Consider the following 21,777-nt stretch of genomic DNA (forward strand, 5'->3'; position numbering starts at 1 on the left):
GGACAATTTGTCTTTAAACTATTTAGGGCATAATTAGTGTAATCTATAAATCACAAATTATAAACATATGGCAACCAGTGTAATTGCAAGACAAAGCGGCGACGATTTCCAATCAAAATTCTTTTGGCTAAAAGCCTGTGGATTGAACCTTCCACATACATGCATCAAAAAAGTTGCTTGGGAAATGGACTCTACGTTTGGATTTGATGACGTGGTGGTGTATTATGAGCCGTCAGCTAAAGAATCAGGGTACGATGTGGCAGAAGAGTATTACCAAGTAAAATTTCATGTTGACCACAGAAGAGCATTTACATGTGAGGCATTAATGGACCCTTCATTTATCGGAAATACTACGGAATCCATCTTACAGAGATTGCAAAAAAATTACAATAATGACCCTTCCACTTTTGCTTCAAAACGGTACAATATCGTTAATACCTGGGGCTTAGATCATAATGATGAACTACCAAAATTACTTGGAAATAATGGTGGCATTCGTCTCGATATCCTATTTAAAAAAGGGCCTACATCAGCAAATGGTAAAATAAGGGAAGCTTGGAAAGCTCATCTTGAAATTGATAGCGATGAAAAATTGAGAGAAATTTTAGCTCCCTTGAGAATATTGCATAGCTTTGGAGATGAACGACATGTAAAGGATCAGCTAAATTCTAATCTGTTACTATCGGGTTTGAGACCTATCCCTGCCGACCAGCACTCCAGCAAATATAATGACCTAATTCAAAAATTGCACGCATCGGGCAAAAATGTCTTTACTAAAGATGAGCTTTTCAATATTTTGAAAGCTGAGGATCTTTATATTGGTAAAGTTACTGAGGAGGAAAACTACTTTAAGGTGGGTGTACGTAGCTTTAGAAAAGGTGCAGAAAATTTGCACAATGAAGTTGATCAAATAAGCTGTTTTCTTCACTGCTTTTCGAGTAGATTTATTTTGGAAGAATATGCAGGAATGGATTTCATTAACACAGAAATAAAGGCAATTGCAGAGAAAATAATTGAAAATAAAAAACCTGTCCTATTGCATCTGGATACTCATTTGTCTCTAGCGACCTTATTAGGATCTCAGCTGAATCCTAAATTTGGTGTTCCAGAAATTACGCTGGTACAAAAAACATTTAATGGCAAGAAGTTATGGAAAGCGGATACAGTTACCACATCAGCACTGACCGCTCCTTTCTGGACAATCACAGAGGAACAAATCAATGAACACGGTGACGAAATTGTTTTATCAATTAACGTGACACATAATATCGTCGAAGATGTAAATGCATTTGTCGAAGAAAATCTCAGCCACATAAAAGCACGTGTGCACGCAACCATACTGCCAAATATTGGAGCCACTTCATTAATCGATGCCAATCACGCAGTTTCAGCACTCGAAGAATTAATAAATACAATCAGAACGGTGAAACGTAAATGCTCCGCGATGGGCAAAGTTCATTTATTTATAGCCGCACCAAATGCAATGGCTTTCTATCTTGGGCAAAAGATCAGCCTGCTCGGAAAATCAGCACTATATGAATTTGACTTTGAACAACAACGAAATGGTGGGTATCATGCCATCTTGGAAATATCATAACTTAATATTAAACCTATATGAAAATCAATTCGTATTTCAATGACTTTTTGTCAAATATTAGACTCACATCTTCTCAAAAAGATGATTTAAAAAGAGGACATAAGACATTACGCGACCGTCTTGCTGCAGATGATGAACTTAAGGACATCATTATTTCAACATTCCTACAGGGTAGTTACAGAAGGTCTACCGCCGTAAGGCCTTTAAATGGTAAGCGCGCAGATGTTGATGTGATAGTAGTCACCAACCTAGACCGAAATGAAATTACACCTCAGCAGGCCATTGAAAAATTTATCCCTTTTGTAGAAAAACATTATAAGGGAAAGTATGAAATTCAAGGCCGATCGATTGGAATTGAACTATCTTATGTAGATCTGGATATTGTAATAACTTCTGCTCCGTCTGAATCAGATAGAGAACTTCTAAAATCAAGCAGTGTGACATCAAGTCTAATGCTTGAAGATTTTAACAACGATTATGAATGGCGTCTGACAAAAGGATGGAGCGATCCTGATCCTATGAAATCTTATAACTTTTTGGCAGAATCCGTAAAAAACCAAGCGGAGTGGAAAATGGAGCCTTTATGGATTCCAGACAGTGAAGCTAATTCTTGGGACCAAACTCATCCACTAGAGCAAATCCGTTGGACTAGAGACAAGAATAAAAATACAAATAAGCATTTTGTCAATATTGTTAAAGCACTAAAATGGTGGAGAACACTGAAGCTAACTGACCTAAAATATCCAAAAGGTTACCCAATTGAACATATGGTCGGTGACTGCTGTCCAGACGGTGTCACTTCTGTTGCTGAAGGTGTTTACAAGACACTGCAGGGAATTGTAGACAATTACAGTTCTCAGAGATTATGGAAGAATACTCCTGTTCTTCCTGATCGAGGTGTGCCAGAACACAATGTTTGGAAAAGGGTCTCCAATGATGATTTTATTTCATTTTATGATTCTGTAGAAGAATATGCATCCCTGGCTAAGGAGGCATTGGAGGCTGAAACTTTAAAGGAGCAAGTAGAAAAGTGGAGAGAATTCTTTGGTGATAAATTTCCATCATATGACGGAGATGACTCCAAAAATACGCTATCCTCCTCAGCGGGGTTCACAACAAGAAAGGAGAATACAGATGCTGGGCCAGGTAGATTCGCATAATTTGGAGCCTACCGAAATATTGAAAGCTGCTCGCAGGCAACTGGAGGATATTAAAGGTTATCAAATGCTAGAAGATATGGCTTGGGATTACGCCGTAAAAAAGTGGAGACTGACCTTTAAGATTTCCATTGAAAGCTATGATCAAGACTTAGTGCCAAACGAAACCGTTTGGCATGTTTTAGTTGACCACAAATATCCCGCAGGCAATATTTTAGTGATGCCTGACGGAAAAGATGGTATTACAACCACTTTTCAACATCAGGATTTTAATCATATCGTTAAAGATCGACCATGGTCCAGCGGCAAGTTATGTCTTGACGAGAGTCAAGGAAGCTGGGGAAGAAAACAATATCTTGCCGAACCGAAATCCGGAACATCGAGACTTTATTGGCATATCGATAGATGTAAAAGCTGGCTAACCGCCGCCAGCAATAATACTTTGGTTGAAGATGGTGATCCTTTCGAATTGCCAGCCTTCCCACCAAGACAAAAATACCAGCTTTTTTTTAACGAAAACCGGTCTACATTTGGTAGCTGGTGTAAAAGTGATCATAAGGAAGGAACTTTCACTTATAAGCAATTGAGCAAGGATATTTATGCTGTCCTTCAATTCAAAAGCGACAATTTTAGCATTGAGCCTAACTGGGGTAAATACATTACGAATAGTCAAAACGGGCATCAGCACGGCATTTGGATAGTTCTTGACAATATTCCAGTTATTAGCCCGTGGCAGATTCCCACTACTTTTGGAGAATTAATTGAGATATTAAATCTCCAAAAGATTGATCTGCTATCCACCTTTGTAAAGCAAACGCAGAATCTAAAGAAACAAGGCTCATTTCCTAATGTTGTATTTTTAGGTTTTCCTGTAGCAGAGCGGATCGGACAGGGACATCATTTAATGCATTGGTTTGCGTTCTCATATCCACAATTACCAAAAATAAAAGGATTCCGTCCCAATGCCACCGGATTATCAAAACATCTTATCAAACTGGCCTTACAGCCTAATAAAAAAATAAACTGGATCAAAACAGATAACTGGAATCAGGAACAATTGACAAATAGAGGTAGAATGATAAAAGATACGTCAGAAATGAAAGTATTGTTAATTGGAGCAGGATCTGTCGGCTCAATTTTCATTCAGTCACTAGTTAGACTTGGTATCAATAACATTAAAGTAATTGATCCTGATACGGTCGTAGCAGGAAATTTATCACGCCATATTTTGACGCTTGATTCTGTCGGTTTTCCGAAAGCCGAAGCATTATCAAATCATCTGAACAGCATATTCCCATCTGTACATAGCACATATGAAAATTCTTCACTTGAAGAGGCCATCAGTGAAAATAAGGTAACCTTATCAGATTTTGATATTATAATTGAAGCAACTGGTCAAGATTCCGTCATTACTTTTCTCAATGACAGTTTGGTCGGTAGCAAATGTTTCTTTACATCCATATCAACAGGCTACATGGCAGACACTTTGTACCTCTATACGATTCGCCTCAACAGGGGTAAACAAAATTTTTCAAGTGATTTTAATGCAAAATCTAAAAAATGGCTGGAAAATGATGCAAAAAAAGTAAGCGGAGAAGAACAATTAATCGAAGGTATCGGTTGTTGGCATCCCTTATTCCCTGCTAGAATAGATGACATACAAATGCTTGCAGGTGCAGCAGTAAAAAGTTTTGAAAAGCAAATTTTTGATGGTGATACAGCTAAATTAACCGTCATCCAAAAACAATATAACAACGATACATTTACTGGTATCAAAATATTCGAAGAATAACGATGGTCTACGCTAATATTGAAAATAATTTAAAAATTCATCTTTCCGAAGATCTACTTCTTGAACTACAAACTTATTGCACCCAGTCCGGACATTTAGAAACGGGAGGTATACTAATCGGACATTACGAAGACAATAATATGTCAGCAAAAATTACAGCTGTCATTGGCCCACCCAGTGACTCCAAACATGGTAGAACAACATTTGTCAGGGGAACAAAGGGATTAAAAAAAATCTTAGATAACAACTGGAAAAAAGGTAGGTATTACCTCGGAGAATGGCATTATCATCCCTATGCATTACCCGATCCAAGCTTCCAGGATATCAACCAGATTAAGAAAATATCCACAGATTATAAATATCATTGTCCAGAACCATTGATGATTATTATCGGAATGGACGGAAAAAACTTCATAAACCGAATTTTTGCGTCTTTAAAAGGCCAGAATTTAATTGAGTTCCATCCGCTAGAAATCATATCCGCCTAACTAAATCAATATATTGTTTTCGCTTTACTTGGATTTAGCCATGAACTTTAAATTACTTTCATCCTTTAATATTTTGTGAAGATCACTAACCAAACTTTCTTCTTTTTTTAAATTTAGGAAATCGAAAAATGGGCTTATAATTTAGTTTGATTTATCCATACATTTAAAAATTCATTGATATCCAGGACATATTGCTCAGCATCAACTTTTGATTTTAGCTGCCCAGCATGTGCTACGGCATTTCTGCGTATCCTGAGATCATCAATATTTTCAATCAGCAAATCTCTCGGTCTATTGAAAATATCTGTCAATACGGTTACCAAAATGGCAAATTCGGTTGAAGAACAGCCCGGGCCTAAAGTACTTCTACCGAATTTAAATTTTTCTAACGACGATTGCATACCTCCTACCATCCACTTTTTTACAGGATCGACTACGTTAAAGACTTTTTTTAGCTCGTTTTCAAGAGCTCTGCCATATTGTAATATAACTGGAGAAAAGTCACTTGACAATGTAATCGTATTTAATAAAAACTGACCTGATGCTAAATATTTGACCGTTGTAGCTTCGAGCTTTGACGTGTCGAATAAAACTTCTAAGTCTGCTAAATAACGGGATATATCCATTCTCGCGTCAAACTCGTCAATCTTTTCCTCCAATCTAGAAATTTTCTCTTCACTGTCCTCCAAATTGGTCTTCATAGATTCAAATTCCAACACAAAGTTGTCTCTCCTAATATTTAGTAGGCTCAACTGTAAATTATTTGATTCGTCGAAGAATCCACCATCAAATACTTCGAATGGTATACTTCCATCATTTTGAATTTCAAGGACTTCAACCTGTTTATTTCCACTGTTAATATTCTTAAAATGTCGAAGATAAAAAATTTTAACAAGGTCAACCGCATTTTGCGCTGCGACCAAATTTTGAAACTTACGAATTAAATACTCACTGTGAGTTTCGATAACCAACTGGATATTGAATCGCTTGTTGGCTTCAAAAAACATTTCTGCAAGCAGTGACTGCCATTTTGGATGTAAATTCGTCTCAGGTTCTTCGATCAATAACAAGCTAGGCTCAAAAATGTCCCTCCAATATTCACCCTCATCATCATATTCATGGACTTCCCTCTTATTTTTTTCGGCCAGAACACAAATCTGAATCAGCAATAAGATGAGCTGTTTTATTCCGTAACCAAAATCTACAAGTTCGCGCTTATCCCCATTCACATCAATTACAGAAACAAAAATTAACTGGTAATCTTGCTTAAAATCTATATAAAGCCTTTTCCCGATCTCAAAAGCTTTTAGGTATCTATTTAAAAATGAAGTGCTATCCCCCTGTAATGGAAGGAAGCCCTTTAATAGGTTAATGAAAGGAGTATTTAACGATGCATTATAGATTCTTACATGCTGTTCCCTAACTGTAGAAAGGTAATTAACCGAAAACAGACGTTGCTCCAAGCGAGACATGCTTTGTATAAATGCATGCTCAATAACATTATAGTTGCTTTTATTATTAGTATCAACATCAATCCATTTTAGATTATCCCTTAAGATCTCAAGACAGCTTGAGTAAAAAACACCCTCAATCTCCAGTTGCGGATAAAAATATTCAGGGGGTTCAAAGTCTCGATCTGACACTTTTAAGGACCCCCGAAGTACTTTCTTCTTTAAACCCTTATTAAGAAAACTTATCCATGATTCTCGATCAGCCACTGGCTTGAAGGAGCTCATTAATATAGACGGAATAACTCGAAACCTCTCCTTCTCTAAAACTTTTTCCAACCAAACTTTATCGTTCTGATTATCTTGATGATAATCATAAATTTCCAAGCCGTCGCTTAAAATGGATTTTAATTTTTCAGTATTGATACTCCAATTAACAAGACCTGTTGGAGGTTCTCCATCGGGCTTCCCAAAAATTCCGTATTTAATATAAAAATCCCTCTTCTTGTAGGTTGGATCGGCTTTCAGCTTTTCGTACTCTTCAATATCTTTTTTATACTTTCTCAGATCTCTGGCTTTGTCAGCTTTAGAAGCATTCTTATAAGCAAAAGAAAGTAAAATATCACCATCCTGAGCGTCAGAAAGCTGCACCTTTCTTAATTTCGCCCTGTACGGATCAGCTGAAAGCACCACATATGTAAGTGAGATATGTCCATGCCTCATCCCAAGGAAATTGAAGGGCAGTGAAACTGTTATGTTCTTATTGTTTTTTTTGTAAAGTACATTTTCTAAATTTCCTAACAAATGTTCCTGTTCCGTGAGATCGAGTTCGTAGGGAAAAACTTTTGTACTAACGCTATTCTTTAACAGCTGTAGTCCTTTTATTATTGAACTCTTCCCTGAATTATTCGTACCTGTCAATAAATTTATTGCAGAAAAGTTTTCAAGAATTCCATGCTGATCATCAAAAATTCTGAAATTTTTAAGACCAAAGATGTCTACTGGTAGCATTAAAAAATTTTTAATTGTATGATTAATTCTCTGCTACCTTAGTAGTTTTCCAAGTTTTTACCTCAAATAAAACAGCCGCATCACCTGAGTTATTCCAAACGGAACTCTTTAAATCCCAGTATATATGGTATTTCTTGTTTTTTCCACCATTGATATCTGTTGATCGCTTAATGCCAACTTTTGAATAGAGTACCACCTCGTCCCCTTTATTTACTTCCTGTGGCTTAAACCAGAAAGTATGCCTCATTTTGTTGGAAATTTTACCTTCATCAAGATATGTTGTGTCGGAAATGATAAAGTAATACAGATTTGTATCTTCCAATACCGACAATTCAACACGCTCGCTTTCCAATGTTCCAAAGTCCACGACCTGGTTGATTTTTAATTTCATAATAGATTATATAGCTTTTAAAGCAATTTATGAATATTTCAAATTATACGAAACACATTTAAATATTTTGTAAATATTTTTTTAAATTTAAATAGGTCTATAGAGACTTCGTAATCACAAAATATGTTTGAAATTGAAATTCAAGGCTTAAAAATTGCTGTAATTGAATATACTGTCAAAGATCAGCAAGTTTTTCGTCTAACATTTAATGATGGTCGTCCCCCCTTGAATATATCTCGTGCAAAAACTTGGAATGGTGAAATGTGGATGAGCATTCCACAAGGGCGACAGCAAGAAGCTGATGTATTTGGCAACGAAATTAGTAAACACTTAAAGGAATAGAACTATGTGTTATTATAATGGACAACGCGTATCACGGGAGGAATTCATAAGATTAATGGATCTTGAAAAAGCCGTTATCAACTATGACTTTCTGGATCAGGAAATACATGAAGGTTTTAATTACGGAAATATTGCGGTCTTAAGACCCACAGAGGACAGGTGCAATTTTGATATCGTACAGATGGAATGGGGATTTATACCATCTTATATCAAAAATAGAGAAGATGTAAAAAAGATGCGTTTTGGCTATAAGGACGGTACAGGAAAATGGCATCAAGCTTACACCACGTTAAATGCCAAAGGTGAGGAACTTCTTTTGAAAGATGAAAATACAGGGCGTGAGAAAATGTTCCGCAAGGCTGCGCTTGAAAGACGATGTTTAATTTTATCCAGCGAATTTTATGAGTGGCGACATATTTACCGTCTAAACAAGAAAACAAACCAGCCCCTAAAAACAGCCGATAAATATCCGTATCATATCGGATTAATAAATAAAGAATATTTTTTTATCGCTGCGATCTGGCAGAACTGGACTGATAAGGATACAGGTGAAACAGTTGACACAGTTGCGCTTGTAACAACGGAGGCGAACTCCCTCATGAAGCAGATCCACAACTCAAAAAACCGTATGCCTACAATGCTTCCTGATGAACTTGCCTGGGAATGGATGATGTCAGATCTAACCGAAGAGCAGATCACTGAACTGGCAACTTATCAGATCAATTCAAACGAGATGGAAGCTTATACGATCGAGAAGGAATTTAAGACCACCGGAACGCCAACGAAAGCTTTTGTGTATGAAGGTGTGCCTGAACTAACTTACGAAGTATAATCAATAAAAAAGGAAGCAAAAATGTTCTACAACACGCTTTTGCTTCCTAAGTATATAAAAAAAAACAAAAGCAGGAAATCCTGCTTTTGTCATTAAATATCTAAAGTCCTAAATACATTTTGAAATCAAAATGCTTTCTTGTCTTTGGTTCTAAAAGACGATAATAACTTTGCGGTTTGCCGTCCCTTCCGACATACAGAGGAACGTAAAAGGGATTGAAAGTATTAACCTCCTCAAAACTCCAATTAGGAAAGTTAAATTTACGTTTTGTAACCTCCGTCATATAAAAATTAAGCAGAAAACGACTTTCCTTGTTCCACAACGTCTTTCTGACGTTTTCATTAATTGTCGAAAAGTCAGATTCATTTGGATCATAATCCACCTGCAATTTAAATACTTTGTTAAAACGTGCCAGAAATTCGGCAGATTTTTCATTAATATTTTCAGCGGTGATCTTTTCCAGCTCCTCCTGCAAGTCAGTTTCCAATATTCCATAGTCGTGACGTTCCGTAGAATTCAAAAATTCCAAAGCATTATCTTCGTTGTCAAACTGTAAAAAGAATTTCTTATTATCATCAGCCATAACTCTAAATTCACTTTTCTCCTTATGCTTGGTACAAGTCTTATGCGTATTTAGGTTTTGCTTGAAAAATTCATAATTCTGCAGTTCTTTCCTGATTGCCTCAAAATCAGTCAGATTATAATTTGTTTCGACGATTTTAAAATTCTGTTCTGTCATCGTTATAAATCTTTATCTCTTGCACTTCCTTTAGAATTCTTTGCTGATCAAGTTTAAACTCTCAATCACCTTTGACATTTCCAAAATCCCACCACAGTTCTTTCTCCTTCATAAACTTTTTTTCAACCTTCTGATAGATCTGCTTAAAGGATACCTTCTTATTCCTGATTAGTTTGTCCTCCAATAACAGGTTTAGATCATAAAATGAAAAATTACGTTTTTCATAATGAAGACCTGCTTCAGCAAAGGGCTTAAAATAATATATCGTATTAAATTGCCACTCTGCATTAGGACAAAGCTTATGTAAATCTTCGCCAATAAAATATAGTGCCGGCCCAAAAAACTTCATTTTATCATCTTTAGAAAGCCCCTTGACAAACCGTTCTGCGTCGTCATAAAACGAATCTTTTTTATAACTGAAATCTAATTCTTGCAGAACTTTCATCATATTTTCCTTGGTAAAACCTTCCTCATTCATGACGTCTTTTAATCTATAGTATGGTGTGTCATTTTCCGAAAGCAATGGAAAATTATTTCCATCAAAATCAGAGGTACTAAGAATAATGGAATGCTCCGCAGCAGGAACGTTGGGTTGTACTAGTAAGTTATCTTGATCAATAAAATATGCAATACTTTCATTATATGATGACATTTTATAAAACTTCAATTTGCTAAGATCATACTTAGCTTCCTCCTCTCGAGTTAATAGAGTTACTTTGTTTTGTCCTATCATGGTAGTACATTTTAAGATTAAGATAGTAAATATTAAATTTTTCATGGTTAAATTATTTTAGGTAAGTAGAACTGGTCGGACTACTCATCCATCCTTGGATAAACCTTACCTGCATCTCCCCGGAAATCATTCTATATTGACTGGTCATGTGTAGGATAGTAATGGCACTTTTCCCAAAGCTTGCCCCCAGAGTATAAATGTTCGGCGATATAACGGTATCTGAGGTCGTTCCGATCATAAACTGACCTCCGTATGTGCTCACCCCACGATTCATATGCATAGATGTTATCATAGCTTCTAATTGACCCTGATTTGAACTGGTGTATAAAGTACCATCCATCGCCTTAACTTCTGCATATTGTACACCATAAAATCGCAACGTATTAAGCCCATTTGGAATTGGAATCCTGATATTGAAAGGGCCGACCCTCAGATCATTTGTTCTATATTTTATCTCATCCCTTACCAGATCAAATACTCCATCCGGCACAGTATTTCTAGGTCTACCTTTGTATAACCCCGCTATTTTAACGTCATTTCCAGTATAGTTAAATGAAGCTAGATCTAGACCCATAATTGAATTAAAAGCACTTTCAAACATTTTACCTGCTTTTTGTTGCAATTTTCCGTATGAGCAAGATACGCAAAAATTAGTTTTAACATAATTTAGTAATATACTTTTTGTTAAATCTTCCCAACCTCCACCAGAACTGTTTTCTTCAGGAGAAACAATATACTTATATCCAATGCTAACAGCATCAGTAGAAGTAATCTTATTGTTGAAGAGGTTTGCCGAGTATGAAATACCACTGGCAATTCCACTTAAGAAATTAGATCCCGTAAAGGCAGAACTTAACCCTCCGGAAACAATGCCGGGAAGTACAGTTTTAATAGCTCCTGGATTTATGGCAATATTTCCAAATGCGCCTGAAATAGCCGCGCCGCCAACAGCTCCGCCTACTACTGCTCCCCATGTGTTCTGCCAGTCCCATTTTATCGGATTCCAGTTACCGTGGTTAGCTGCAACACCATTTAAATATCCACCGATCAAGGCGCCAGCAATGAAGAACCATATCTCTCCATTGGGATCGCTGTACATCATTGGGTTATTTAACACATAACCATATTTATTATAATTCTGCGTATTTGATGGATCTTGGATATTCTCGTCAGCATTCAGAAATCTTCTTAACAATGGATCGTATAACCTTCCATTCATATGGACTATACCAACATTCATGAAATGCTCATGGCCTGTATAACCCCGATCAATCAGCAACACTGCTGCTATGATACTGTTTTTATCCGTAACTATGGGACTACTTCCGATCTTAAGGTGCGTAAAATTGCCCCAGGCGTCAAAATGCCGTTGTTCCAATTTATTACCCGCTTCATCACTGATCGCCAGGATGCTTCCTAAATAGTCCTTGTGCAGGAATTTATATCCACCAGCAGTTTGTCCAAAATCCTTTAAATAAATAACATTTGATTCGTAAGGAGTTCCTTCGATGTATATTATATGTTTTTCCTGATCGGTATTCTGATTTCTGATAACCTCGAAGCTGTTGTCTTCACTATAGAACTTTGCCTCTATATTTTGCCATACTGGCGCAACATAATCGGAAGTTTTAAATTCGCTAATCGGCGGATCTCCTCCACTTACAGGATTTTTAAGTTTAATGATGTCTACACGCTGCCTCATATTTCCCAATCCATAATCAAACGATACCCTGTCTTTCTCTCCGTTGATCTGAACTGGGTCATTGTTTTCATTATATATAACCGTCTGAATCAAATCACCATTATAATTCTGCACTCCATTTGAATTTAAAGTCATACCCGATGGTTGGTAAATCTTTGACGGATTTTCGAACTTCACGGTTCCGATCTGATCATTTTGTTGTATTCTTCCCTTCACGTCAAATACATTACGATTTGCCATTGGTTTGATTCCCGTTACGGGATCTGTCCAGTTCACTAATCGATTATTGTCATCGTAATCAAAAAATTCCGTAATGCTAAAATCTCCTCCGGTTGTCCTGGTTTTTAATTCATTTTTTATAGCATCAAATGAATAAGATATCTGCAGGATGCCAGGTTTAGCCGCAGAAGAATGATTTATATTTGATAGGTAACCATTAGCATCATAACCATTGTTTATTTCAGTAGCTCCTAAATTTGATTTTTTTGCCTGCCCCTTCGCATTGACCTCTTTTAGTTCCCATAAAATCTTTCCGGAAATTTTATCCTTTATTTGGGATAGTGCTCCGTTCCAGGGGCTATAAATATTTTCAATGGTTACTTTTGTGGTAAGTCCAGATGATTGAACCTCCTTTTCATATGAACTTATTCTTCCCTTATCGTCATAAATCAGACCTTTTTGAGAATAGGTTTTTCCAAAGCTGTTCTCGACCGTCGAAATCATCCTACCATATGTGTCATAAGTTATAGTCGTGCTAAAACTCTGTCCTTTGACAACACCTGATTTCGAAGATAATAAACCTTTTGTGCCATAAGAGAGCGTTATGGTCTTGTTGGTAGTTTGGCCCGAGTCAATTGTGGAAAATTCTTTCTGAGTAATAACCTGCCCCAGATTGTTATATATGTTTTCTTTTTCTCCTTTAGGACTGATTGTTTTTCTGATTCTGCCAAATCCGTCATACTCGTATTTATATACGCCATTTGAAGGGTCATTAAATTCTGACTTTCTGCCCCACGTATCATATTTGGTTAAAACAACATTTTCTCCAAATTTCGCCTGTATCTGTTGCCCCGCAGCATTGTACAAATATTGAATCGTACCGCCCTTATCTGTGGAAGAAATTATATTACCTAACGCATCAGCGGTTTTAATAGTTATCCTACCGTTATCCGATAGATTTGTTTCTTTAACCGTTGTTGTAAGGCCAGAGACGATAGTTTCTAACTGCTTACCAGTAAAGGCCGTGGAGGTTGCCTTTGCAGGATAAACTGAATCATCATAAACAATTGTATTCCACTTATCGGCACTCTGACCCTCAAAATAAGGCTCTGATTCCTTTATTTTACGTCCAAGGGCATCATACTGTATTTCTTGCGATACATATTGTCCCTGCCCATAAGACTTGGTTGTGCTCTTGTATAACTGGCCCAACTTATTCGTAAGCTTTTTAACTATGTTGCCGTCGGCATCATTCTGAGTAACAGTGACATTGGAATTACCATCTTTTTCATAAAGATAACTTGTCGTGCCTCCAAGAGATTTTGTGGATGTTAACAGTTTGCCCCAATCGTCATAACTATTTGTAATGAGATTATTAAAAGGATCTTTATTTGTTAACTGTTGCCCCCAATCCCCAAACGTACTAATGGTTTCTAAACCTAAATTATCTATCTGTTTTTCTAAAAATCGACCTGTTGCATCATATACATAACCTGATGTTATGGTTTGTGAATCTATACTGTTAGTTGAAACTTTCTGTTTTATATTACCAAAGTCATCATATGTGAAAGTGTCCAGTGTATAAGCAGTATTATCCCAATTCCACTTTTTTAATGTTTTTATACGGTTATTTTCATAGGTATACTCCTCTTTGTCATTTTTCGTGTCTAAATATGCCTGAACAGATTCTGTTTTTGACTTTAGACGTCCGATGTAGTAAGCATTTCCAATTCCGGCTGGATTATGGTCATATTCGTATTGTGTGGTTTTTATTGCAAAAGAAGTATTGATCTTAGAAATTGTCTGTGCAGGAAGGTAATAAGTTCCATATGTATTGGAATTTTCTGCAAGAGTATTTGTAAGAAAATCTTTGGCTTTTATTGTTTTTGGAAGAATTGCTGTAACAACCTTTGCCTTATCAGCATCTGCGACACTTGATATCACCTGCCCGTTCAGAATTTTATCCGTTTGATATGTAGTGGATTTAAAACTTAATAACTGGCTGTTATTTTCTGAAATATCTGCCGGGAAAATATTCGTCTCAATGTTGGTTCTTATAGACCATTCTTTTACAGGCACCCCTTCGTTTACCGGATCTATTTCTAATCCTGACCAGATCTTTGTGTTTTCTAACCCATCCGCATACCAGGATGAACTTGCAGTCCTCCTGAAACCGATCATGCCTCTACCAAGGATATTGGACGTTAACCCTCTATATCTGAAATCCTGTTTTAAAACTTTATCCGTTGTCGTACTTTGACGGAGCTGTGATACCACAAACATTCCCGTAGACTGATTAATTTCAACATAAGGATAACTTTCTGTTTGAACAGCATCGTACAGTCCGGGATTTACTTCTTTGTCTAATTGCTTATAAGTAACAGTTGTGGTAATTCCACCCTGTGTAATATTTTTAATTCGACCCGCTCTTGCAATGTCATAATATGGATGTGAAACAAGACGTTGCTGATCACCGATAGCACTGCCAGAAGTTACGGCAGACACCATAACCATTTTTCTTAACATAGCACCTGCCCACTGGTTTACAGGTAAGCCGATCATATCTCGGTAGTTTACTGCAAATTCAGCATCAATATTACCACTGTTAAGGTACAAGCTATATGAATCAACCCTGTATTGTGTAAAATGCTCATAATAGCCATCTGTTGTATACTCTCCACCAGTTGGCGACCAAAAAGTAGTTCTGATTTCAGTCATTGTGCCATACTTAGCATTTTGATTGTTATCCTGAACACTTGCATAATAATATCCCCTGATGGACTCAAGCGCCAACACCTCAGCTTTACCATCATTATTTATATCATAGGAAACAAAAGTTCTTGGATTCTTAATTTCAAAATTTTGACCGTTGCTCCATAGATTTCTACCGCGGGGCTCCAAGAAGGTGACAACTTCTTTCTCAAAACCTATTCCCTTCGATGTATACTTGTTCCACTGATTTGAAGCACCTGACTGTGGTAGCATAATATCACTTAAGCCATCTCCATTAAAATCACCAATGGTACTATAATCCCAGGCACCTTCTATGATTTCGTTACCTGTCGGATTAAAATAATTTATACTGGACTCGTACTTTCCATCTTGATTTTTCTGAAAGGTGATCAATAGCGGCTTCTTATTCTGATCTAACTTTAAAAAATCAAAAATACCATCTCCATTAAAATCTCCCGATCTATAGGTTTTGAACACATCCTCATTTGTATCCGGATATAGGTCGATTGTGTAATGCCAGTCATCATTTTGTATGGATTCGTCCGGATCTATTAACACATATTTTTTAAGGTTTTCACAGACTGTACCCGGTGGCTTAAGAGTACCGTCATTAGGAAATGTAGGGTTCGGATCAATCGTGCCAGGTGTACAATAATTAAAATTCATCTGTAGAACTAGCTCATTCAATCCATCTCCATTAAAATCAAAATTATCCAATCCCAATATTGTATGTATTAAATTACCGGGCGGTTCAAATTCGTTGGGATCGTCACTAAAAGTATCAATGTTTGGAACAGTCTTACTAAAATCAAGTACCAAAGTGTTTCCGGTGTCCGACAAGCTGTAAAAAGAAAGTTGAAGGTCTTTTTTTGAAGTTGATGGATTGTTCACTTTTTTGAACCCGATTATTCCCTGACGGTTTTTGATAATATTCGACTTTTTAAAATTCGAGGGGATGAAATCTTTCAAACTCTGTAAGGAACTGTTTATAAACTGTGGACTTTCACTTTCGTAAGTTTTCGAATAAAAGTCCCTGAATAGATACACTCCAGGTTGTGGTATTCTCCCGTTTGTAACGGAAAAATATCTTAACATATCAAGTTTACCGTCACCGTCAAAGTCTCCGACAACATCGGTATCTTTGTTTGGTCTTAAGGATGTGGTAGTGGTGGCATTAAGTGATAGCCAACTTTCATTAGTCCAATTTGGAGATGAATCATATTCAAATATTACTGGATTTGCCTCTTCATCTTTACTGTTTAATACAGTTATTTTGTCCAAATACGAGTAGTTTGTCCCCTGAGCGTCTTTTTTATAGGAAACATTATATTTTTTATATTGCTTGTTATTGGTAGAGACAACAATGGATTGAAGCAGCTTTGTCTGCGTAAAAGCAACACCTCGTATGAATGCCTTTTCAGGTTTCGCCCGGGCTCCAAAAACAAAATCTATTTTATTCTTCGGCTGCGTACCCGCATTCTCGTTTCCGCCCCATAAAATACTGCTGATAAGAGAAACATTCCCGTCCAAAACATAATTATATGAGATGATATTTCCGTTGGTATCTTTAGATTTTACAATATTATAATCAATTGGACTTCTGCCAGAACTGTTACCCGTCGCTATTGCTCCATACCACGCCTGGGAGCCATCATCAAATGTGACTTCCCAAAACTCAGGTCCTTGCCAGCTAACGCCAGAAACAGATCCGATAGACTTAATCTTAACATTGGAATACTTTTCTGAAACATACTGAGCTCCATCTTTACCATATTCACCAGACTTCAGGATCAATCGCTGGCCATTAAAGCTGTAATAGTCAGTATAATCCAGTTGAACTCCTTTGGTAATACCGTCTTTTTCAAGGTTTTTACCTGTTCTTGAAATTGAACTTAGCCCCAAAATATTCCAGTTATATCCTGCTAACCCATTTTGTCCTCCACTGGAATAAACCAGACTGATATTGGGTGCAACCTCTTTTACGCCAGGTGGCAGATCAATATTTAGAGTATATTGGAGCTGACCGGATTTGTTAACTTCAATATTTCCTTTTGTATCATGAAATTTAGGTGGCGTCTGTGAAAAGCACAGCGCGGAAATAAAAGATAACAGAACCGATGAAAATAATTCTATTTTTTTTTGATAATACTTTCTCATATCGATTATCTTTTAGTAATGTTTCGGCTGAATATTCTTCCGTCCTTTAAAGTAAAGCGCAAAACATATACACCCCAGTCATAGCCGGTCATATTAATTTTGAGTTGCCTGTTTAGCGATGGAATATTCTGCTGTTGAAATTTCCAATGAACTGTACTATGTTGATATAGGGAGACTGATTCAATTAAACCGTCAACCTTTTCAGACCAGTCAATACTTAAAAAATCATTTACTGGCACAGGATAAATCCGTATCTGCTTCCAGAATTCCTTTTCATCCAAAATTGCTGTTTGAGTTAGAGAAGCTGTTTTGGCCGCTGTCTCGCTAGAGTCGGGGGATGACTGCTTAGCATTTAGGTCTGGACCGCGGTAACGCTGATTACCAGCCTCATCATACTTAAAGTAGACTTCGGATGTCTGAGAAAATCCGAAAAACCCTATCGATAATGATAATAAGGGTAAAAATTTTCTTTTCATAGATTCAAAATATTATTAGTTAGTAGTGTAATTTATATAGACGCCCGGGCAGGCGTTTTACTATTTTTGTAGAAAGGACACTGACATAAAGGAACCTTCTATGCGTGTGATAAATCGTTAAAAACTCACTTTACAAAATCTTAAAGTGAATTTTAAGGGAAATTTAATTTTAATAAATCCCTTGATAAACAATAAATATGACGGTGAATATGACGGTAAATTCAGTGATAAAAGGCTATACCGCCACCTTGCTACATTTTGGAAATTTTGCATTTTGGTTATTAGGTTTTGTGGCGGAAAGGTATAAAATATCAAAAGTCAACAAATAAGTGATTCCACTATTTATTTAAGGGGTTTTTACGGATTGTATAGTATGAGAAATTTGCATATCAAACTGATTATAATCCTCTTCGAATATGTAAAAATTTCCAACTTTACTTAATATTTCTTTGGATAGGATAACCCTATTCAAAACCGCAATTAGTTTGAACTGCTTTAAGAAATTCACTCAGATAACCCTATAATGTGCGTGCCTGTTAAGAATTTAGTTCTAGGCTGAAATCCTACAAATATTTACAGCTTAAAGAAGCGCCTAATCTTCTCTAAAATAGATGCCTTTTGTTTAATTAAAATTTGAATATGACTAGCCTGCTTATGGAGTTTTAAATAATTTTCAAAACTAAAACCGATATCCGCCCTATAAAATTCTTCAGTGCAATTGAGATAGAAATTATTTTCCAGCTCATCAATAGCTTTTTGTTCATTATCAATGATATCTGACCACTTATAAATTTTTTCCAGAAGGTTTCTCTTTAGTACATTTTCCAGCGGATCACCCAGATCCTGGTCCTCCAGAACTGTTACGCAAGAATCAATGACTGCCGTGTTCAGCATGAACTCAAATTCCTTGTTTTGTTCAAACTCATCAAAGAAAAATGCGAAATGTCCCTCGCCCACATACTTTTTTTCTACTGGATGCATTTTTAAATATTTATATAATAACCCAGCTTCAACGTTGCTGATGCTGACATTAATACTGATATTATAAAATACTTCCATGATAATTATTTTATCACAATTTACTTCTTTTTATAAAACTTATTATGTGCGGAAATATTACTGCTCAACAGCTTCGTTAATCTGTACATGCTTATCATGCCAAAGCTTAAATTTAATGAGATCTGCTCGGCCTAGGGTTGTATATGATAGCCATTCATGATTTAAATTTTCAAAAGCTACATCAGCTTCAGGAATAATTCCCTGCAAATATTCACTCAGTTCATCCAGCGCAGATTCGCGCGTATCAAAAACCATCAGCCTTAAAAGTATGTCAGCAACTTTATCATCAGCTATTTCCTTATCAAGATTATATTTTGACCTGGTTTTCCTTACTGTTTCAAAAATAAGTGTACTTCGCAAAGTATGGGATATAAAACCCAGCCAATTGGAAAAAATCACCTTATTTTCCTGTTGTTTGAGGTTGCTTAAAATTCGTAAAATAAGTACAGCAGCGTCATGCATCATAATTGGCATAAAGGTAGCTGTAACAGCAAATGCGCCAGCCTGCATAAAAGCATCTGATAAGAATTTCACGTAGCCATAATTTGGCATTGTACTGCAGGCAGAAATAAATACCAAAGGAGCGCTAATACCCCGCGCGATGATCTCTTCTCCTGTTAGCCTTACATTGTTTTTGTCATCGACTATAAGGAAGCTTGACAGATCTTTTTCATCAAAATCACCGTGGCAATCAAATATTAAAAAATGAGGATTTAATGTCTTCACAGCATCTTCGATTTCATCAACGGTTTTGCAGAAAACGCTTTTAAACCCTAGGTCCTTTTGCATAGCTGCAATTCGCCCAAAGTAATGGTGCATGTCCTGATCTTCTTCACTGGCACAATGAATAATTAATGTATGTTCCAAAATATCTGATCCTATCGCAAATGTCAACCGCTGGTTGTGCACATAGTTATTGACAAGGCTACTAAAATTAAATTCAGGTATCCGACAAACATCATGGGTCAGGCAAATGGGATATCTATCCAAACGTAACCACTCCATTGGTAGATCGGATATAAAAACAATCTGTCCATTTCTTTCTTCCAAATATTGTTTTAATGCTGGAACGACCATCTTTTTCCGCATCAATTCCCCTATTGTTTCAATTTTTTTTATAGCATGTTTTCTGGTTGTAAAAGCATTTTCAAAATGCGATAGGTCCATATTGAGCGATTTTCCCACAATAGGCATCCTGAAAATCGGCGAATACGTTAGCTGCCCGTGAAGGTAACCTGCGTAATCGAGCATATTCAATCTATTTGTCAGAAAACTGAACGCCTGCCCGATCAGCTCATGTCCCAAGATCTTTTGCGTGTCTTCCTCAATTTCAAATGTATAATCAAGATTCTGTTCGGTCTGCGAAACCTTAAATAAAGCCTTTTGCCTCCTGGTTTCAAATGGTTTTGCTCGAAACTTTTTGAATCGCGGAAAATGAAATGGTGCAATAATAACAATCGGCGGGTAAAGGGGTTCTATAAGTGCCGCCGGTTCCTTGATACGCACAACTTGAGACAATCCATCAATAACAGCCGCCTGTCCCAACTGAATGGTCGCCCTCTTTTTATTGAACATTGGCATCTCTTCCTTTTTAGGCCATTGATGTTTCTTAGCCCAATCGTTTGCTAAGATCTGATTAAGAAGAAAATAATTGGAATGGCTGTACATGGTCGGATGGAAAGGATTTAGCTCATCGGCCTTTGGGTTGGTCTCAAAATTAAAACTGTCGATTTGAAAACCGTAATCTTTCTGCAATACGATATTAATCTGTTCTAAATCCCTTTCGATAAGCTTTATTAGACCATGCGCATCCGCAAAGAAATTATTTTCATCATAAAAGGCAGCATTTTCTTCTCCTGGATCATTGATCATCATATAATAACCAAAGTTCATATCACTAACAAGCTGCGCAATCTCCTTATGGTTGGGGATATTGCTATCGATTAAAAATACCTTCACCAGATCTATATTAAAAAATCCTGAGTATTCATTGAAAAAAGTACTGTTCACTACCCGTTCAGCAGTAAACAATCCCGGTTCGAGCAGGTATAAATTTATTCCCTGATTACGCCCCGTCTGAAAACACCAGTTATAGAATCCTGCCGGATCTGCCAATTGCAGAAGATCTTTAGGAAATTCCCTTAAAATTTTCAGTGCAACGCTATGGAAATCGTTGTACTCATTTGCACCTCCTCCACTGAAAACTGTGTACTGTATCTGTGTAGGGGCAACAATTGAATTAGCAGTATTATAAAACATCATAATTAAGTTTGGCATGTTAATATAATAATTATTAAGGCAAGTAAAAAATCACACAAATGTCGTCCGGATTTTTCAGTATACTTAAAATCATGCTTAACATATTGAAGTTATCAGCACATATTTAAAATAAACTATAAATCGATAGCAACTAAAATTGGGCGTGCCCTTCACTCATTTTCACTAAATGACCGGAGGACCGCGCTATCCGCTATATCTTTTGCCCAGGCAAAAGGATGTCGCTTCTATCACTCACGCAAGATTATGTTTCTTTTATATCCCTATTTTTTTAATAGTTCTATTCTTTTCCATTCAAAAGCAAAGCACATTTACTCAGCCGCTTCACCACTCCGTAAAAGAGCTTTCTGCTCCCCTCACATAGCAAATCGCAAGCTGTCCACACCATACCTCCACAATCATCTCACAATTCCCTATGAAATAACAATGCCTTTAACCCCATAAATCTTTTAAAGGGATAAGATTGGGGGAATCAGTTTTATCAAAAGAACAGTCGAAAAAGACATTCAAAAGTACATCGGGCAGCCAACCCTCAGCCCGCAAAAGACTACGGCATAAACACATGCCGTCGCACTCACCCATCCTTTATTCCGTTTCCTTTTGCCTTACCGCAATTCCCCTATG

14 protein-coding genes are annotated in these 21,777 nt (G+C 36.7%); 6 read left to right on the forward strand and 8 right to left on the reverse strand.

Annotated elements, in window-relative coordinates; translation table 11 throughout:
- Positions 1 to 67: 67 nt before the first annotated feature.
- Genes MKS83_RS04975 through MKS83_RS04990 form a run of 4 tightly spaced genes read left to right on the forward strand, consistent with a single transcriptional unit; the run spans position 68 to position 5,034 of the window.
- On the forward strand, positions 68 to 1,597 hold the full coding sequence (locus MKS83_RS04975) for an SAVED domain-containing protein (RefSeq protein ID WP_240582236.1): 1,530 nt from the start codon (positions 68 to 70) through the stop codon (positions 1,595 to 1,597).
- A 17-nt stretch (positions 1,598 to 1,614) separates the two neighbouring features.
- Complete coding sequence (locus tag MKS83_RS04980) at positions 1,615 to 2,757, forward strand: SMODS domain-containing nucleotidyltransferase (protein WP_240582237.1); 1,143 nt, start codon at positions 1,615 to 1,617, stop codon at positions 2,755 to 2,757.
- Positions 2,663 to 4,546, forward strand: coding sequence for a ThiF family adenylyltransferase (locus tag MKS83_RS04985; RefSeq protein ID WP_240582238.1), 1,884 nt, complete (start codon positions 2,663 to 2,665; stop codon positions 4,544 to 4,546). The genes MKS83_RS04980 and MKS83_RS04985 overlap by 95 nt, the downstream gene beginning before the upstream one ends.
- A gap of 2 nt (positions 4,547 to 4,548) precedes the next feature.
- Positions 4,549 to 5,034 carry a Mov34/MPN/PAD-1 family protein gene (locus tag MKS83_RS04990; RefSeq protein ID WP_240582239.1) on the forward strand — a complete coding sequence of 162 codons (486 nt, stop codon included), beginning with the start codon at positions 4,549 to 4,551 and terminating at the stop codon, positions 5,032 to 5,034.
- A gap of 134 nt (positions 5,035 to 5,168) precedes the next feature.
- On the opposite strand, the gene MKS83_RS04995 is transcribed toward MKS83_RS04990, so the two are convergent.
- Both MKS83_RS04995 and MKS83_RS05000 read right to left on the reverse strand, forming a co-directional pair.
- Positions 5,169 to 7,493, reverse strand: coding sequence for an AAA family ATPase (locus MKS83_RS04995; RefSeq protein WP_240582240.1), 2,325 nt, complete (start codon positions 7,491 to 7,493; stop codon positions 5,169 to 5,171).
- 22 nt (positions 7,494 to 7,515) lie between these two features.
- Complete coding sequence (locus tag MKS83_RS05000; RefSeq protein WP_240582241.1) at positions 7,516 to 7,884, reverse strand: hypothetical protein; 369 nt, start codon at positions 7,882 to 7,884, stop codon at positions 7,516 to 7,518.
- A 123-nt stretch (positions 7,885 to 8,007) separates the two neighbouring features.
- Between MKS83_RS05000 and MKS83_RS05005 the strand changes: the two genes are divergently transcribed.
- Together MKS83_RS05005 and MKS83_RS05010 are read left to right on the forward strand one after the other, a co-directional pair.
- Positions 8,008 to 8,226 carry a hypothetical protein gene (locus tag MKS83_RS05005; protein WP_240582242.1) on the forward strand — a complete coding sequence of 73 codons (219 nt, stop codon included), beginning with the start codon at positions 8,008 to 8,010 and terminating at the stop codon, positions 8,224 to 8,226.
- A gap of 4 nt (positions 8,227 to 8,230) precedes the next feature.
- Positions 8,231 to 9,058 (forward strand): SOS response-associated peptidase, encoded by an 828-nt coding sequence (locus tag MKS83_RS05010; RefSeq protein ID WP_240582243.1) that lies wholly within the window; start codon positions 8,231 to 8,233, stop codon positions 9,056 to 9,058.
- A gap of 100 nt (positions 9,059 to 9,158) precedes the next feature.
- Here the strand turns inward: MKS83_RS05010 and MKS83_RS05015 are convergent, their stop codons facing one another.
- The 6 genes from MKS83_RS05015 to MKS83_RS05040 all read right to left on the reverse strand — a co-directional run bounded on the left by MKS83_RS05015 (position 9,159) and on the right by MKS83_RS05040 (position 21,153).
- Entirely contained in the window at positions 9,159 to 9,797 is a 639-nt protein-coding gene (locus MKS83_RS05015; protein ID WP_240582244.1) for a hypothetical protein, read from the reverse strand.
- 61 nt (positions 9,798 to 9,858) lie between these two features.
- Entirely contained in the window at positions 9,859 to 10,530 is a 672-nt protein-coding gene (locus tag MKS83_RS05020) for a hypothetical protein (RefSeq protein WP_240582245.1), read from the reverse strand.
- Positions 10,531 to 10,582: 52 nt separating this feature from the next.
- Positions 10,583 to 17,341: an RHS repeat-associated core domain-containing protein gene (locus MKS83_RS05025; protein ID WP_240582246.1), complete on the reverse strand. Its 6,759-nt coding sequence runs from the start codon at positions 17,339 to 17,341 to the stop codon at positions 10,583 to 10,585.
- A 5-nt stretch (positions 17,342 to 17,346) separates the two neighbouring features.
- Entirely contained in the window at positions 17,347 to 17,817 is a 471-nt protein-coding gene (locus MKS83_RS05030) for a hypothetical protein (RefSeq protein ID WP_240582247.1), read from the reverse strand.
- Positions 17,818 to 18,390: 573 nt separating this feature from the next.
- On the reverse strand, positions 18,391 to 18,876 hold the full coding sequence (locus tag MKS83_RS05035) for a hypothetical protein (protein WP_240582248.1): 486 nt from the start codon (positions 18,874 to 18,876) through the stop codon (positions 18,391 to 18,393).
- 57 nt (positions 18,877 to 18,933) lie between these two features.
- Complete coding sequence (locus tag MKS83_RS05040) at positions 18,934 to 21,153, reverse strand: CHAT domain-containing protein (RefSeq protein ID WP_240582249.1); 2,220 nt, start codon at positions 21,151 to 21,153, stop codon at positions 18,934 to 18,936.
- Between the last annotated feature and the right edge of the window lie 624 nt (positions 21,154 to 21,777).

The sequence above is a fragment of the Chryseobacterium sp. Y16C genome (genome assembly GCF_022488405.1).
Lineage (GTDB): Bacteria > Bacteroidota > Bacteroidia > Flavobacteriales > Weeksellaceae > Chryseobacterium > Chryseobacterium geocarposphaerae.

What these genes read in the sequence shown, in the direction of transcription:
- MKS83_RS04975 (WP_240582236.1), top strand. Translation starts at nt 68, where the DNA reads ATGGCAACCAGTGTAATTGCAAGACAAAGCGGCGACGATTTCCAATCA.
- MKS83_RS04980 (WP_240582237.1), top strand. Translation starts at nt 1,615, where the DNA reads ATGAAAATCAATTCGTATTTCAATGACTTTTTGTCAAATATTAGACTC.
- MKS83_RS04985 (WP_240582238.1), top strand. Translation starts at nt 2,663, where the DNA reads ATGACGGAGATGACTCCAAAAATACGCTATCCTCCTCAGCGGGGTTCA.
- MKS83_RS04990 (WP_240582239.1), top strand. Translation starts at nt 4,549, where the DNA reads ATGGTCTACGCTAATATTGAAAATAATTTAAAAATTCATCTTTCCGAA.
- MKS83_RS04995 (WP_240582240.1), bottom strand. Translation starts at nt 7,493, where the DNA reads ATGCTACCAGTAGACATCTTTGGTCTTAAAAATTTCAGAATTTTTGAT.
- MKS83_RS05000 (WP_240582241.1), bottom strand. Translation starts at nt 7,884, where the DNA reads ATGAAATTAAAAATCAACCAGGTCGTGGACTTTGGAACATTGGAAAGC.
- MKS83_RS05005 (WP_240582242.1), top strand. Translation starts at nt 8,008, where the DNA reads ATGTTTGAAATTGAAATTCAAGGCTTAAAAATTGCTGTAATTGAATAT.
- MKS83_RS05010 (WP_240582243.1), top strand. Translation starts at nt 8,231, where the DNA reads ATGTGTTATTATAATGGACAACGCGTATCACGGGAGGAATTCATAAGA.
- MKS83_RS05015 (WP_240582244.1), bottom strand. Translation starts at nt 9,797, where the DNA reads ATGACAGAACAGAATTTTAAAATCGTCGAAACAAATTATAATCTGACT.
- MKS83_RS05020 (WP_240582245.1), bottom strand. Translation starts at nt 10,530, where the DNA reads ATGATAGGACAAAACAAAGTAACTCTATTAACTCGAGAGGAGGAAGCT.
- MKS83_RS05025 (WP_240582246.1), bottom strand. Translation starts at nt 17,341, where the DNA reads ATGAGAAAGTATTATCAAAAAAAAATAGAATTATTTTCATCGGTTCTG.
- MKS83_RS05030 (WP_240582247.1), bottom strand. Translation starts at nt 17,817, where the DNA reads ATGAAAAGAAAATTTTTACCCTTATTATCATTATCGATAGGGTTTTTC.
- MKS83_RS05035 (WP_240582248.1), bottom strand. Translation starts at nt 18,876, where the DNA reads ATGGAAGTATTTTATAATATCAGTATTAATGTCAGCATCAGCAACGTT.
- MKS83_RS05040 (WP_240582249.1), bottom strand. Translation starts at nt 21,153, where the DNA reads ATGCCAAACTTAATTATGATGTTTTATAATACTGCTAATTCAATTGTT.